This is a genomic window from Umezawaea beigongshangensis, assembly GCF_016464305.1.
GTDB classification, from domain to species: domain Bacteria; phylum Actinomycetota; class Actinomycetes; order Mycobacteriales; family Pseudonocardiaceae; genus Umezawaea_A; species Umezawaea_A beigongshangensis.
The window spans coordinates 720,021-734,307 of record NZ_JAEIOJ010000001.1 but is presented as its reverse complement, the minus strand read 5'-3'; the positions used below and the strand labels follow the sequence as shown (position 1 = coordinate 734,307).

The window sequence follows — 14,287 nt, the reverse complement described above, 5'->3', positions numbered from 1 at the left end:
CGAACAGCGGCCGATCCCCGGTCCGCCGATCCCCGGTCCGTCGCGCGCGGACGTCAACCGGCCAGCTGCCGACGCAGTTCCGCGGCGTCGTGCAGGGCCGTCATGTGCACGAACCGCCCGTCGCGGACCTGGTAGATCGCGTGCTCGACGATCTCGAACGAGGCGCCGGTGGGAGCCTCGCCGAGCCACTCCTCCACCGGGGTGCCCGTGTTGATCAGGCGCACAGCCAGCCGGTCGCCGTGGAAGAGCATCTCCTGGATCTCCCAGTGGAGGTCCGGGACCGCGTCCACGTCGGCCCTCTGCACCGCGAGGAGGTCGTCGCGGGTGGCCGGTTCGCCGTTCAGCGTGGTCCGGTCGGCGATGAACTCGTCCATGCCGTCGAACTCGTGGGCGTTGAGCGCCGCGATGTAGCGCAGGTAGAACTCGCGCAGATCGTCCGATCGGTCCGGCGTGCTCACCAGCCCAGCTCCCCGGACTCGTCCCGCAACGTCCCGGTGGGGCCGTCCGCGTCGAGGGTCGCCAGCTTCACGACGACCCCGGCGCTCTCCTCCACCGGCCTGCCGATCCCGAAGGCCGCGGTCATGTCGGTGGCGGTGGTTCCGGGCTCGATCGCGTTGAACCTGATGTCGGGGTGGGCCTTGGCGTACTGGACCGTGAGCATGGTCGCCGCCGCCTTGGACGCGGCGTAGAGCGCGAGCGGCATGGAGAACTCCGGCCGGTCGGGGTTGGTCACCGCCCAGAACGACCCCATGCTGCTGGACACCGTGACCACGGTGGGGTTCGCGGACCTGCGCAGCAGGGGGAGCGCCGCCTCGTTGACGCGCACGATCCCCACCGCGTTGACGTCGAACACCCGCAGCGCCGAGGGACCGTCGAGGCCCTCGTTCCCGAGGACGCCCGCGTTGTGCACCAGGACGTCGAGCTTGCCCTCGGCCGCGTCGATCGTCGCCAGCGCGCTGTTCACCGAGTCGTCGTCGGTCACGTCGAGCTGCACGAACCGTGCGCCGAGCGCGGCCGCGGCCTTCTCGCCGCGTTCGACGTCGCGCGCACCCACGTAGACGACGTGCCCCAGTTCCAGGAGCTGCCGGGCCGTTTCGCGACCGATGCCCTTGTTGGCACCGGTGATCAGTGTGACGGTCATGCCTCTCCTCGTGAGATACGCGGTCCGAGCGGACCGCCGATCACGCTATGCGCGACCGCGCACCTCACCCAGAGCCCTCTTCAGCCCGGGGGGCGGCAGGACCCCCTCTGTTCGCCCCGCGGCGTCCTAGGCTGGTCTCGTGAGCCAGACGACGAACGCCCTCGGTGCGTACCTGCGTGCTCGGCGAGAACTGGTGACGCCCGCGCAGGCGGGCATCCCCGACATCGGCGTGCGCCGCGTGCCCGGACTGCGGCGCGAGGAGGTCGCCATGCTCGCGGGCATCAGCGCCGACTACTACCTGCGGCTGGAGCGGGGGCGCGACCGCCACCCGTCCCCGCAGGTGCTCGAATCGATCGCTCGCGTGCTGCACCTCGACGACGCGCACCTCGCCCACCTGCTGGCCCTGGCCTCGCAGGCACCCCGGCAGCGCAAGCGCCGACCGCGCAAGGAGGTCCCGCCGCCCGGCGCGCTCAAGCTCCTCGACTCCCTCGTCCAGCCCGCCTTCATCGAGGGGCGGTACTTCGACGTCCTGGCCTCGAACGGTCTCGCCAGAGCGCTCTCCCCGCGCCTCGCCCCTGGTGGGAACCAGCTCAAGGACATGTTCCTGGACCCGGCCGAGCAGGCCCTGCACCCGACGTGGAAGAGCGTCTCGGAGTGCTTCATCGCGAACCTGCGGCAGTCGATGGGCAACGACATCGACGACCCCCGCTTCATCGAGCTCACCGGCGAGCTCTCACTGGCGAGTGCTCACTTCCGCCAGCTCTGGGCCCGCCACGAGGTCCGCGGGCAGAGCGGGACGCCGATCCGGATGAACCACCCGCAGGTCGGCGAACTGACCCTCAACCGGGAACGGCTCGCCATCGGCGGCACCGAGGGCCTGATGCTCGTCGTGTACCACCCGGACGCCGGTTCCAGCGACGCGGACAAGCTGGCCCTGCTGGCCTCCGCCGGCCTGCCGACCTCGGACAGGAGCACGACGGTCCCGGTCACGGACGCCGGGGATCGCCCAGCGACACGCTGACGACGAGTCCGCCCTCCTCGCGGGGTTCCGCGCGCACCGAGCCGCCGTGCGCGCGGACGATCGAGTCCACGATGGACAGACCCAGCCCGGCGTTGCGCGAGTCGCCCGTGCGTTCCCCGCCGTGCCGGCGGAACGGCTCGAACAGCGAGTCCACGACGTCGGCGGGCACGTCCGGACCGGAGTTGCGCACCACCAGCGCCGGATCGTCGCCGATCTCGACCTCCACCCGGCCGCCCGGCGCGTTGTGGTCGACCGCGTTGTGCAGCAGGTTCACCACCAGCCGCTCCAGCAGCTCCGCGTCGCCCCGCACGGTGCGCTCGCGCGTGCGGCTCAGCACGGTCACGTCCTGCCGCGCCGCGCGCGCCGCCGTGGCCCGCACCACCCGCTCGACCACCTCGTCCAGCCGGACGTCACCGGTGGACGCGAGCCCGCGGTCGCTGCGGGCCAGCACCAGCAGGCCCTCGATCATCCGCTCGCTGCGCTCGTTGGTGTGCAGCAGGTGCTCGCCGAGCCTGCGCAGCTCGGGCCGCGCCGCCGGATCGGCCATCGCCACCTCCACCAGGGTGCGCTGCACCGCCAGCGGGGTGCGCAGCTCGTGCGAGGCGTTGGCGACGAACCGGCGCTGGCTGTCGAACGCCGCGGCGAGCCGGTCGAGCATCCCGTCGAAGGTGTCGGCCAGCTCCCGCAGCTCGTCGTGCGGCCCGGACATGCCGATCCGCCGGTCCAGGTCCTCCGCGCCCAGCTTGCGGGCCGTCGCGGTGATCTCGTTCAGGGGCCGCAGCACGCGGCTCGCGAGCAGCCAGCCCAGCAGGACCGCCAGTCCGGCGGTGACGACCAGCGCCACGGCGGACTGGGTGAGCAGCGTGGACAGCGCGGACGACCGGTAGTCGTCGAGGGAGAGCTCCAGCGTCCGCGCCACCTCGGTGGCCGTCGTCCCGCCGGACAGCTCCTCCGCGGGGACGACGGCGGGCCGTGCGGCGACCCCGGAGGGCTGCGGTGGCGTCGGCCCGGCGGGCGGGATCGCCCGCACGGCGGCCACCACGAAGGTGTCCGAGTCCGGTAGCGCCTGCTGGACCAGCACGTACTCCACGCCGAGCAGCACCGCTCCGGCGACGAGGAACGCCCCGCCGTACAGCGCGGTGAGCCGCGTGCGGACCGACAGCCGAATCCGCTTCATGTCGCGAAACGGTATCCCGCGCCGGGCACGGTCTCGATCAGCGGTGGCGGGCCGAGCTTGCGCCGCAACGTCATCACGGCGACCCGGACGGCGTTGGTGAACGGATCGGCGTGCTCGTCCCACGCCTTCTCCAGCAGCTCCTCGGCGCTGACCACCGCGCCCCGCGCGCCCATGAACACCCGCAGCACCGCGAACTCCTTCGGCGACAGCGCCAGGAACCGCCCGTCGCGCGACACCTGGTGCCGCGCCACGTCCAGCACCACCCCCGCCCGCTCCAGCACCGGCGGCAGCGCGGGAGCCGCGCGCCTGGCCAGCGCCTGCACCCGCGCCACCAGTTCGGCGAACGCGAACGGCTTGGTGAGGTAGTCGTCGGCCCCGAGCCCCAGTCCGTGCACCCGGTCGCCCACCTCCCCGGCCGCGGTGAGCATCAGCACCCGCGTCGTGCCGCCCGCGTCCACCAGCGACCGGCACACGACGTCGCCGTGCACGGCGGGCAGGTCCCGGTCGAGCACCACCACGTCGTAGTCGTGCACGCCGATCCGCTCCATCGCCGCGCCGCCGTCGTAGCAGACGTCCACGGCGGCGGAGAACCGCCGCAGCCCCTCCGCGACGGCGTCCGCCAGCAGTCTCTCGTCCTCGACGACCAGCACGCGCACGCGAAGCCTCCAGATCGGTGTCGGCGCGAGTCTCCAGGAGCGGGCATAAGCGCCGGATAAGCGACTTCGCTTAACGGCTCCGAACCGCCTGCTGCGTAGACCTGTGCACCGAGCGGGTCCGGCCGGGTCGGGGCGGTCCGGACCCGCCACCGGTGCACACGACGAAGGAGTGGACATGAGGGTGCGACACCAGTTCGCCGCGGTGGTCGGAGCGGCCGCGCTGCTGCTCACGGCGTGCGGGGGTGACGACGGCGGTGGCGGCGTGGCCTCGCTGAACTCGCCGGGGAGCGCGGAGCAGGCCGCCGGGAAGGGGGACGAGAAGTCGGACGGGGACAAGATGCGCGAGTGGGCGAAGTGCATGAGGGACAACGGCGTGGACGTGCCGGACCCGCGGGGCGAGGACGGCGTGGCCGTGGCGGCGGCGCCCCCCGAGAACGACGAGGGCATGCGGAAGGCCGACGAGGAGTGCCGGCCGCTGCTGCCCAACGGCGGTGAGCTGCGCAAGCCGAGCGCCGAGCAGCTCGACCGGATGCGCGAGATGGCCAAGTGCCTGCGGGAGAACGGGATCGACGCGCAGGACCCGAACCCCGACACCGGCCAGCCGGGGCAGATGGACACCGCCGGCGTGCCGGAGGAGGAGCTGACGCGCGTGCTGGAGAAGTGCAGCGACGGCGAGGGCGCGGCCGTCCCGGCGGTTCCGGCTCCGGCGAAGTGACCGCGCGGCGCACGGGAGTGCTGATCGGAGCGGCGGTGGTCGTCGTCGCGCTCGGCGTGGCGACGGCGGTCGCGGGCAGCAGGACGGCGGGCGGCCAGGAGCAGGAGGCGGAGGCGTCGCCGCAGGTGGAGACCGCGCTCGTGGAGCGCACGACGCTGCGGGAGGAGGAGACGGAGACCGGCACCCTCGGGCACGGACCGGAGCACGCGCTGGCCGGTGCGAAGCCGGGCGTCGTCACCGAGCTGCCCGCGCAGGGCGCGGTCGTCGACCGCGGCCAGGTGCTCTACCGGGTCGACGCGAAGCCGGTGCCGCTGCTGCTCGGCGGCGTGCCGCTCTACCGGAAGCTGTTCTGGGGGGTGGAGCGCGGCCCGGACGTGCGGGTGCTGGAGGAGAACCTCGCCGCGCTGGGCCACTCCGGGTTCGGTGAGCCGGACGACGTGTTCACCGGGTACACGGCCACGGCCGTGAGCGCGTGGCAGAAGTCGCTGGGACTGGAGCGGACCGGCGCGGTCGAGCCCGCCGACGTGGTGGTGGAGCCCACGCCGGTCCGGGTCGTCTCGGTCCTGGCGAGGCCGGGCGCTCCGGCCGCGGGCGAGCTGCTGCGGCTCAGCAGCACCGACCGGGTCGTGACCGTGAAGCTGGACGCGACGAAGCAGAAGCTCGCGCAGGTCGGCGCGAGCGCGTCGGTGACGGTGGTCGGGGGGACGCCGACCACGGGCACGGTGCGCTCGGTGAGCACCGTGGCGGAGCTGTCGGAGAGCGGGCGGGCGACCGTCGCCGTGGAGGTCGTCCTGGACGACCCGGCGGCGGCCGGTCCCTTCGACTCGGCCCCCGCCGAGGTGACCCTCACCAGGGAGCAGCACGAGAACGTGCTCGCGGTGCCGGTCGGGGCGCTGCTGGCGCTGGCCGAGGGCGGCTACGGGGTGGAGGTCGTCGGCGACGGCGGCGAGCGCACCCTCACCGCCGTGACGACCGGCGTGTTCAGCGGCGGCCGGGTCGAGGTCTCCGGCGACGGCGTCCGCGAGGGCCAGCGGGTGGTGACGACCTCGTGACCGCTCCCGTGGTGGCGGTGATCGGGGTGTCGCGCACCCATCCGGGGAACGTGCGGGCGCTGCGCGACGTGTCGCTGACCGTGGACGAGGGCGAGGTCGTCGGCGTCGTGGGCCCGTCCGGCTCGGGCAAGTCCACGCTGCTGAACCTCGTGGGGACGCTCGACCGGCCGACCACCGGCCGCGTCGAGGTGCGCGGGCACGACGTGGCGCTCCTGTCCGACCGGGCGCTGTCGGCGCTGCGCTCGCGCTGGATCGGCTTCGTGTTCCAGCAGTTCTTCCTCGACGAGGGGCAGAGCGCCGTGGACAACGTGGTGACCGGCCTGCTCTACGCCGGTGTGCCGCGCCGCCAGCGCCGCGCGCGGGCGCTCGCGGCCCTGGAGCGGGTCGGGCTCGGGCACCGGGTGCACCACCGGCCCGGCGAGCTGTCCGGGGGTGAGCGCCAGCGGGTCGCCATCGCGCGGGCCGTGGTCAACCGACCGGCGCTGCTGCTCGCCGACGAGCCGACCGGCGCGCTGGACAGCGAGAACGGCGCGTCGGTGCTGCGGCTGCTCGGGGAGCTGACCGCGGACGGCACGTCCGTCGTGCTCATCACCCACGACCGCGAGATCGCGGCCGGGCTGCCGCGCCGGGTGGAGCTGCTCGACGGCGAGGTGCGGCTGGACACCGGACGCACGACCGCGGGGGTGGTCGTGTGACGCCGCTGCCGCGACCGGGCCGCCTCGCCGCGGCCGACGTGCTCGCCCTCGGCGCGCACGGCCTGCGCACCAGGCCCGCGAGGGTCGCGCTGTCCGCGCTGGGCATCGCGATCGGGATCACCGCGATGGTCGCCGTGCTGGCCGTCCCGGCGTCGAGCGCGCGGGCGCTGCACGACCGGCTCGCCGCGCTGGGCACCAACCTGCTCACCGCGGGGCCGGGCAAGACGCTCACCGGCGCACCGTCCGTGCTGCCGGACACGGCCGTGCCGATGTCGAAGCGCATCGCCCCGGTGACCGCGAGCACGGCGGTGGGCAGCACGGGACAGCCGGTGCGCCGCTCGGACCTCGTGCCGAGGTCCGAGACGTCCGGGCTCGCCGCGTACGCGGCCACGCCGGACCTGCTCGGCGTCCTGGGCGGCGAGGTGCGCAGCGGGACGTTCCTCGGCGACGCGGGTGCCCATCCCGTGGTCGTGCTGGGCTCGGTGGCCGCGGCCAGGCTGGGCGTCGACCGCGTCGAGCCGGGCACCACCCGCCAGGTGCTGATCGGCGACACCCGGTTCACGGTGGTCGGTGTGCTCGGGCCGATGCCGCTCGCGCCGGAGGTCGAGCGTTCGGCGCTCGTCGGGTGGGACTCGGCGAAGGAGCACCTGGGCTTCGACGGGCACCCGTCCACGGTGTACCTGCGGGCGCGGGAGGACTCGGTGGAGGAGGTGCGCGGGGTGCTCGCGCGGACCCTCAACCCGGCGAACCCCGGCGAGGTCGAGGTGGTGCGCCCGTCCGAGGCGCTGAAGGCGCAGGAGATCACCGAGAGCGCGAACAGCGCGCTGTTCCTCGGCCTGGGCGCGGTCGCGCTGCTCGTGGGCGGGGTCGGCGTGGCCAACACCATGGTGATCTCCGTGCTGGAGCGCCGCCGCGAGATCGGTCTGCGCCGCGCGCTCGGGGCGACGCGGCGGCAGGTGCGCGGGCAGTTCCTGGCGGAGTCCGTGCTGCTGTCGGGCCTCGGCGGGCTGTGCGGGGTGCTCGCCGGTGTCCTCGTCACGACGGGCTACGCGCTGAGCCGGGGCTGGCCGGCGGTGTTCCCGGTGCAGACGCTGGCCGGGGGGATCGGCCTGGCCGTGCTGGTGGGGGCGGTCGCGGGTGCCTACCCGGCCTCCCGCGCCGCGCGGCTGGCGCCGGTGGCGGCCCTGGCCTGAGCGGACCGTGTGCGGCGCGGGGGAGGCGCCGCACACGCCCCGCCGTCGCGCCGCGAGCCGCGAGGCGATCCGCTCCGGCCGGTCGGCCGGGATCGAGGAGCCGATGCCGGCGCTGCCCGCCGCGCCGCTGCCCGACGCCCGGCCCTCCGAGACGGGCGACCGCGCGTCGGGGACCGGGCGACCGCCGTCGCGGCCGATCACCAGAACGCGCGACGGTCCGGTGTGGACCGATCCGCCCGGTGGCCGGGAACGACCGGGGCGCGGACGACGAGGGCCGATCAGGCGGGAACGGCCTCCAGCAGGGTGCCGATCCGGTTCGCGATGCGGTCGTTGTCGGTCGGGGCCAGGCTCAGCCACTCGCCGTCGTTGACCATGATGTAGCGCCCCTGGCTCGTGTCGAACCAGGTGATGAGGACCTTGGCGCGCTCACTGCGCACACCGCCGCCCCCACCGCGGGAGACGCCGAACTGGCCGCCCGCGACGCGACCGGTCGCCAGCTCGCTGACGAACGTCGCGTCGTCGGAGGACAACCCGGCCTTCATCAGCGCCTCGCGCTCGTCCATCTCGTCGTCGCCCCACGGGTCGTCCTCGTCGGCCTCCGGGGGGTTCTTCTGGAACTCCACGGCCTTCTCGAGGGTCTCCGCGCGCATCGAGATCGAGTGCCCCGGACCCGCGTTGCCGTCCGGCAGCACCTGCGTGATCGACCAGGCGAGCGAGGTGGGCCGGATCTCCAGCAGTCCCACCTTGCCGTCGTCGACGACGGCGAGGACGGCGCGCTTGCCGTCCGACGCCGCCAGCGCCCTGATCGACCGCTGCACGTGCGCCACCGCGTCCACGGACACCGCGTGGTCGTCCAGCAGCCGCAGCAGGCCCTCCAGCTCAGCGTCCATCCGCCCGTTGTGGGCCAGGTCGTTGCGCTGGAGCTCCGCGTAGACCTCTTCCCGGATGCGCAGCCGCTCCTCGCGCGTCCTGCCCACGCTGGGAACGTCCAGCGGGTAGGGCAGGTGGTGCAGGCCGAGGTCCGACCACAGCACGTCGAGCTGCTGCGGGGTGAGCAGGAAGTCCGGCGTGATCACGACTCGTCCGCGGCCTTCTTCTTGGGCTTGGCCCCGCCGATCACCGACGGGGGCAGGTTCTCGCCCGGCACCTCGAAGACCTTGTCGCCGATGACGTAGGAGGCCGTCTTGTGCTCCTTGTCCTCCTCGCCGTTCTGGCCCGCGGTCGGCGGCATGCCGCCCATCGGGGCGCCGCCGGCACCGGGAGCGCCCTTGCCGTTCGCGGGACCACCGCCGGGACCGAAGGCGTGGGGGTCCGTCGCGCGCTGACCCGCCACACCGCTCGAACCGCCGTTCGCGGTCGAACCGCCCGAACCGCCCGTGCCGCCGCCCGTGCCGGCGGCACCGCCGCCGAGGCCACCACCGAGACCGCCACCGGCGCCGCTGCCGGAACCGCCACCGAAGGCGGAACCGCCACCGGCACCGCCGCCGAAGCCGCCGGAGCCCGAGCCGGCGCCGAAGCCGCCGGAGCCGGAACCGAAGCCGCCGGAGCCGGCACCGCCGCCGAAGCCACCGGCCCCGCCGCCGTAGCCGCCACCGCTGCCGGCGCCGTACCCGCCCGCGCCGCCCACACCGGGGAGGGGCACGTTGGGCAGCCGCGTGCGATTGGGGTTGTGCGCGTCGTCGGCGCCGAAGCCGCCGGGCTTGGGCACGCCGGGCGGGGTGAAGCCGGACCCGGAGCCCGAGCCGGAGCCCGAACCCGTCCCGGAGCCGCCGGTCGCACCGCCGGTCGTGCCGCCGGTGCCCTTGTTGGCGCCACCGCCGGAGGCGACCGGCGGGAGGACGAAGCCCGAACCGCCGCCGATGCTGCCGCCGGTGCCACCGCCGCCGGACGCCGCGCCGTCCACGTCGGGCAGCCCGATCGAGGGCTGGCGCGTGCCACCGGCCGACGTGTGCGTGTCGCCGTTGGAGCGGCCGTTCGTCGAGCCGGGAACGCCGAGGGAGGGCACTCCGCCGAAGCCTCCGGGGAAGGAACCCGAGCCGCTGCCGCTGCCGCCGCCGTAACCGCCGCCGACCGGGGAGCCGGGGGTCGTCGTGATCGGCGCGCCGCCGCTGGTCTGCGGCGGGGTGAGCACGCCGGTGCCGGACGTGCCGGTCGTGCCGGAGTCGTAGCCCGAGCCGACGGTGCCGCCACCCGAGCCGATGGTGCCGCCGCCGTACCCACCGCTGCCGGGGCCGCCGCCGGAGCCGTACTCGCCGCCGCCGCCGATCACACCGCCGTCGCTGAGGACCGGCGAGCCGGGAGCCTCGGCCTGCATCGCGGTCGCGCTGCTGAAGGGCTGCAGCGCGCTGCCGCCCTCGACCGCGGAGACCGGCGTGCCCGGCAGGGCCTCCGAGCGCGCCAGCAGCGGCTCGACGCCGCCGCCACCGCTGCCGCTGGCGTGCATCACGACGGTCTGCGGCACCTCCAGCTTCCCGGTGACCGGGTTGAAGGGCGCGAGGAACTGCGGCGTGTCCTGGTCGATCTGCTTGGACTGGTCCTCCATCGCCTTCATGACGGCGACGGCCTGCTCGTGAGCGGCGCGCGAGCCGTCGGAGAGGGCCTTGACGTCCTCGGTGGACGCCTGGAACGAGGCCAGACCGGGCTTGCTGAGCTGGCCGGAGGCCGCGTCGTAGTTGAACTCGACCGGCGCTGGCATGTTCGCCCGCGCCGCCTCCATGACGGAGCTCTGCTCCTGGACCTTGGAGCCGACCTTCCACGCGGTGACCGACGTGGTCAGCACCCACGCGGACAGCACGTTCATCGCCAGGCGGGCGCTGTCGCCACCGGCGCCGGTCCAGGCCGCCTCGCTCGCCTTGACGCCGTCGGTGAACGTCTTGGCGGTCTCGTGCAGATCGTCGCTGAACGTCGTCCAGTCCATGCCGATCTGACCGCTGGTGCCGGGGTCGTTGTTCCAGTGCACCGTGTCGTACAGCTCGCGGTGCGACCGGGCGGCCCAGTTCTGCTCACCCGTGAGAACGATGTCCTTGGGCTGGTTGAGACCGGCGTCCAGCATGGCGAGCTGGGTGGTCAGCAGCGGGTCCACACCCTCGTTCCCCGGTGCCGGCATGATCTCAACGACGTCGGGTTCTTCTGCCATGACCCCTACTCGCCTCTCGCTGGTTCGGTCGTGCTTGTCGATGACGGATCGTGCGCTACTGCTTGCCGCTCCTGCGCAGGGACTCGCGGTGCGTCTCGTCCAGGCGCTGGTAGTTCTCGATCGCGCCCACGACGGAGTCGTAGGTCTGCTGGAGCACGGTGCGGTAGGAGCTGACGACGCTCACGAACGAGTTGGGCTCGCCCTCGGCCCGCGACTCGAACTTGGTCGACATCGCCCAGGCCACCTCGTTGGTGCCGAGCGGGGGCTGACGGACCAGGTGACCGGAGCCGCTGAGCCACGCGTCCACCTTGTCCATCTGCTCCTGGAGCATGGCGCGCAGCTTCTCGCCGCTGCCGGGCTCCAGGGACACGGTGCCGTTGCCGACGCCGAGACCCAGCGGCGGAACCGGCTTGCCGTTCACGCTGATGACGATCGGACGCTTGCCGTTCTCCGGCGTTCCTGGCTGTTCGACCTGTTCGACGTACATCGGTATTCCCTGGGGCTGGCCACCCGGGGGTGGGTTCCGGCTGGACGGGTCGGCTCTTTACTTGTGCAATCGTCCACCCCGCCGCCAACGCCCGGCCAACGCGGTGCCAATGCGTCTCGTCCCGGCCGTGGGCGCGAGAACGCCTGTGCCAGACTTGCGGGGCACGGGAGTGCGTTCGTCGGGTGACGAGGGGTCGATTCATGCGGGTTCACCTGCTTGGACCGGTGGAGCTGGTCTCGTCGGGTGGAGAGACGATTCGGCTGGGTGCCACCAAGCGGCGCACGGTGCTCGCCGTGCTGGCCCTGGAGCTGAACCGCGTGGTCTCCGGCGACCGCCTGATGTCCCTGGTCTGGGACGGTGCGCCGCCCCCGCAGGCCAAGGCCGCGCTCCAGGGGCACGTGGCGCAGCTGCGCAAGGTGCTCGGTCCCGGCGTCGAGCTGATCACCCGCGCTCCCGGCTACATGCTCGCCGGCAACCGCTCGCTGGTGGACGTCTTCCACTTCGAGGACCTCGTGCTGGCGGCACGCGACCAGCCGGACGAGCCGTCCGCCGAGCTGCTGGCCGAGGCGCTGCGGCTGTGGCGCGGTCCCGCGCTCGCCGACGTGCCCGGCGACCAGTTCCGCGAGGCCGTCGTCACCAGGCTGGACGAGATCCGCCTCGTCGCCGTGCAGGAGCTGGCCTCGCGGCTGTTCCGGCTGGACCGGGTGCGCGAGGCCGTGCCGCGTCTCCAGCAGGCGCTGGACGAGCAGCCGCTGCGCGAGTCGCTGGTGGCGCAGCTCGTCCTCGCCCTGCACTGGACGGGTCGGCAGGCCGAGGCGCTCGACCTGTTCCACCGCACCCGCGTGCGGCTCGCCGAGGAGCTGGGGGTGGACCCCGGACCCGACCTGAGCAACGCCTACCAGGCCGTGCTCGCGGGTGAGAGCGCTCCCGGACCTGTGGTGGAGCCGCTGCCGGAGCGGGTCGCGGCGCCGTCCGTGCCGGTCCCGGCGCAGTTGCCGCGCGAGCACCGCGGCTTCGTCGGCCGCACCGGTGAGCTGTGGGAGCTGGAGCGGGCCCTGGACGAGGACGGGGCCAGCATCGGACTGCTCGTCGGACCGGCGGGCGTCGGCAAGACCGCCCTGGCCCTGCACCACGCGCACCGGATGGCCGAGTCCTACCCCGACGGCCAGCTCTTCGTGAACCTGCGCGGCTTCGACGAGACCGAGCCCGTCGGCTCCCGCGCCGCGCTCACCGGCTTCCTGCGCGCGCTCGGCGTGCCCGACGCGCAGATCCCGGTGGAGGTCGACGAGCAGGCCGCGCAGTACCGCTCGCTGCTCGCCGGTCGCCGCGTCCTCGTCGTGCTCGACAACGCCCGCTCGGCGGAGCAGGTCAGACCGCTGCTGCCGGGGTCGGCGCACAGCCTGGTCCTGGTGACCAGCCGCCACCGGCTGGACGACCTCGTCGTCACCGAGGGCGCGTCGTCCGTGGCCGTGGACACCCTCGACGCGCAGGGCGCGACGGCCCTGCTCGCCGGGGTGCTCGGCCGGCACCGCCTGGAGGAGGACCCGGCCGCGGTCGAGGAACTGGTCGAGCTGTGCGACCGGCTGCCGCTCGCGCTGCGCATCGCCGCCGCGCGGCTGGCATTCCGGCCGCACTGGCCGGTCCGCTCGCTGGTGGAGGAGCTGGCCGACGAGCAGAGCAGGCTGTGCGCGCTGTCGCTGCCCGAGGGTGGCCGCGCCGTGCGCGCCGCGCTGGCCCTGAGCTACCGGCAGCTCCCCGACGGCGCCGCTCGGCTGTTCCGCCGCCTCGGCCTGCACCCCGGCACCGACCTCGACGGCCACGCCGCCGCCGCGCTGTCCGACGTGGACCTGGTGACCGCGCGCGCCCACCTCCAGACCCTCGCGGGCGCCCACCTGCTGCACGAGTCCAGCCCCGACCGCTACACCCGCCACGACCTCGTGCGCCTCTACACCCGGCAGCTCGCCGACACGGAGTCCGGGGAGGACAACGCCGTCGGCACGGCGAGGTTGCTCGACTACTACCTGCGCGTGGCCGACGCGGCGCGGACCCACCTGTCCGACCACGTGCGGCCGTTCGAGACCCCCGAGCACCCGCCCACGACGTTCCCGGAGCTGTCCTCGCACTCCGCCGCGCTGGAGTGGTTCACGCGGGAGGAGGCCAACCTCGGCATGGCGCTGGAGCTGGCCGTCACCCGCGAGGAGTACCGCCGCACCTGGCAGCTCGCGCTGTGCCTGGACGCGTTCCACTTCCGCCGCGGCAACCGCGCGAACCGGCTCGCCGTGTGCCGGGTCGGCCTCACGGCGGCCCGCGCGCTGGGCGACGAGCACTCGCAGGCGACGCTGCTGATGCGCCTGGGCTCCACGCTCGCCGAGATCGGTCACGTGGACGAGGCCATCGAGCAGTGCGCCCTCGCCGTCGAGCTGGCGCGCGGCGACCGGCACCTGGAGTTCGCGGCGCTCGCCAACCTCGGCTACTGCCTCATGGCCGACGGCCAGCTCGACGAGGCCGAGGCGCGGCTGGCCGAGGCGCTGGAGGTCGCCCGCGAGGTCGGCGACCCGCGCTCGCAGGCGAACGTGCTGAACAACCTGGCCAACGTGCTGCTGGGCAAGGAGGACCCGGAGGGCGCGCTGCGCTACGCCAAGGAGGCGCTGCGGCTGTTCACCGCCGTGGCCCCGTCGAAGGCGCACATCGGCACGCTGCACACCGTCGGCACGGCGCTCCAGCAGCTCGGCGAGCTGGACGAGGCGCTGGAGTCCTACCGCAACGGCCTGCTCCTGGCCCAGCGGCTGGGGGACCGGTACCAGGAGGCGCTGTGCCACCGCGCCGTCGGCGATGTCCTGGAGCAGCTCGGCACGGTCGAGGAGGCCGCGCCGCACTGGCTCGCGGCGCTGCAGCGCTACGCCGACCTGGGCCTGCCCGACGCGGACGAGCTGCGCGCGAAGCTGTCGGCCTCCGGGGTCGACACCCCGCAGCGCCTGCACAGCCTCACGGCGTAGCCCGCGTCAGAACACGCG

The 14,287-nt window shown here is 74.1% G+C and carries 13 protein-coding genes; 6 read left to right on the top strand and 7 right to left on the bottom strand.

The annotated features are described in order from the left end of the window. Window positions 1-53 precede the first annotated feature (53 nt). Window positions 54-458: an ester cyclase gene (locus IMZ35_RS03435; protein WP_199439351.1), complete on the bottom strand. Its 405-nt coding sequence runs from the start codon at window positions 456-458 to the stop codon at window positions 54-56. Then, complete coding sequence (locus IMZ35_RS03430; protein ID WP_199439350.1) at window positions 455-1,141, bottom strand: SDR family NAD(P)-dependent oxidoreductase; 687 nt, start codon at window positions 1,139-1,141, stop codon at window positions 455-457. The genes IMZ35_RS03435 and IMZ35_RS03430 overlap by 4 nt, the downstream gene beginning before the upstream one ends. Window positions 1,142-1,280: 139 nt before the next feature. On the opposite strand from IMZ35_RS03430, the gene IMZ35_RS03425 reads away from it, so the two are divergent. Beyond that, window positions 1,281-2,162 carry a helix-turn-helix domain-containing protein gene (locus IMZ35_RS03425; protein WP_199439349.1) on the top strand — a complete coding sequence of 294 codons (882 nt, stop codon included), beginning with the start codon at window positions 1,281-1,283 and terminating at the stop codon, window positions 2,160-2,162. Here IMZ35_RS03425 and IMZ35_RS03420 read toward each other — a convergent pair. Beyond that, on the bottom strand, window positions 2,128-3,339 hold the full coding sequence (locus tag IMZ35_RS03420; RefSeq protein WP_199439348.1) for an ATP-binding protein: 1,212 nt from the start codon (window positions 3,337-3,339) through the stop codon (window positions 2,128-2,130). The genes IMZ35_RS03425 and IMZ35_RS03420 overlap by 35 nt on opposite strands. Next, a complete protein-coding gene (locus IMZ35_RS03415) occupies window positions 3,336-3,995 on the bottom strand; it encodes a response regulator transcription factor (RefSeq protein ID WP_199439347.1) in 660 nt (219 codons plus the stop codon). Before IMZ35_RS03415 ends, IMZ35_RS03420 begins: the two co-directional genes overlap by 4 nt. A gap of 175 nt (window positions 3,996-4,170) precedes the next feature. On the opposite strand from IMZ35_RS03415, the gene IMZ35_RS03410 reads away from it, so the two are divergent. From IMZ35_RS03410 to IMZ35_RS03395, 4 genes are read left to right on the top strand one after another with little or no spacing between them, the layout of a single operon-like run. Next, a complete protein-coding gene (locus IMZ35_RS03410) occupies window positions 4,171-4,710 on the top strand; it encodes a hypothetical protein (RefSeq protein ID WP_199439346.1) in 540 nt (179 codons plus the stop codon). Further along, the gene (locus IMZ35_RS03405; protein ID WP_199439345.1) at window positions 4,707-5,762 is read left to right on the top strand and encodes a peptidoglycan-binding protein; all 1,056 of its coding nucleotides are present in this window, start codon (window positions 4,707-4,709) and stop codon (window positions 5,760-5,762) included. Before IMZ35_RS03410 ends, IMZ35_RS03405 begins: the two co-directional genes overlap by 4 nt. Next, on the top strand, window positions 5,759-6,457 hold the full coding sequence (locus IMZ35_RS03400; RefSeq protein ID WP_307867706.1) for an ABC transporter ATP-binding protein: 699 nt from the start codon (window positions 5,759-5,761) through the stop codon (window positions 6,455-6,457). The genes IMZ35_RS03405 and IMZ35_RS03400 overlap by 4 nt, the downstream gene beginning before the upstream one ends. Further along, a complete protein-coding gene (locus IMZ35_RS03395) occupies window positions 6,454-7,650 on the top strand; it encodes an ABC transporter permease (protein ID WP_199439344.1) in 1,197 nt (398 codons plus the stop codon). The genes IMZ35_RS03400 and IMZ35_RS03395 overlap by 4 nt, the downstream gene beginning before the upstream one ends. 278 nt (window positions 7,651-7,928) lie before the next feature. Here IMZ35_RS03395 and IMZ35_RS03390 read toward each other — a convergent pair whose 3' ends face one another. The 3 genes from IMZ35_RS03390 to IMZ35_RS03380 are packed head-to-tail and all read right to left on the bottom strand — an operon-like array spanning window position 7,929 to window position 11,273. After that, window positions 7,929-8,726 carry an ESX secretion-associated protein EspG gene (locus IMZ35_RS03390; RefSeq protein ID WP_199439343.1) on the bottom strand — a complete coding sequence of 266 codons (798 nt, stop codon included), beginning with the start codon at window positions 8,724-8,726 and terminating at the stop codon, window positions 7,929-7,931. Next, window positions 8,723-10,786, bottom strand: coding sequence for a hypothetical protein (locus tag IMZ35_RS31260; protein ID WP_199439342.1), 2,064 nt, complete (start codon window positions 10,784-10,786; stop codon window positions 8,723-8,725). Before IMZ35_RS31260 ends, IMZ35_RS03390 begins: the two co-directional genes overlap by 4 nt. A 55-nt stretch (window positions 10,787-10,841) precedes the next feature. Beyond that, the gene (locus IMZ35_RS03380) at window positions 10,842-11,273 is read right to left on the bottom strand and encodes a hypothetical protein (protein WP_199439341.1); all 432 of its coding nucleotides are present in this window, start codon (window positions 11,271-11,273) and stop codon (window positions 10,842-10,844) included. Between the two features lie 200 nt (window positions 11,274-11,473). Here IMZ35_RS03380 and IMZ35_RS03375 point away from each other — a divergent pair, with 200 nt between their 5' ends. Continuing rightward, window positions 11,474-14,269, top strand: a complete 2,796-nt coding sequence (locus IMZ35_RS03375; RefSeq protein WP_199439340.1) for an AfsR/SARP family transcriptional regulator — start codon at window positions 11,474-11,476, stop codon at window positions 14,267-14,269. The last annotated feature ends 18 nt before the right edge of the window (window positions 14,270-14,287 follow it).

Excerpts from the sequence above, each read along its gene's own strand:
- IMZ35_RS03430 (WP_199439350.1), bottom strand. The coding sequence starts at position 1,141 with ATGACCGTCACACTGATCACCGGTGCCAACAAGGGCATCGGTCGCGAA.
- IMZ35_RS03420 (WP_199439348.1), bottom strand. The coding sequence starts at position 3,339 with ATGAAGCGGATTCGGCTGTCGGTCCGCACGCGGCTCACCGCGCTGTAC.
- IMZ35_RS03410 (WP_199439346.1), top strand. The coding sequence starts at position 4,171 with ATGAGGGTGCGACACCAGTTCGCCGCGGTGGTCGGAGCGGCCGCGCTG.
- IMZ35_RS31260 (WP_199439342.1), bottom strand. The coding sequence starts at position 10,786 with ATGGCAGAAGAACCCGACGTCGTTGAGATCATGCCGGCACCGGGGAAC.
- IMZ35_RS03380 (WP_199439341.1), bottom strand. The coding sequence starts at position 11,273 with ATGTACGTCGAACAGGTCGAACAGCCAGGAACGCCGGAGAACGGCAAG.
- IMZ35_RS03375 (WP_199439340.1), top strand. The coding sequence starts at position 11,474 with ATGCGGGTTCACCTGCTTGGACCGGTGGAGCTGGTCTCGTCGGGTGGA.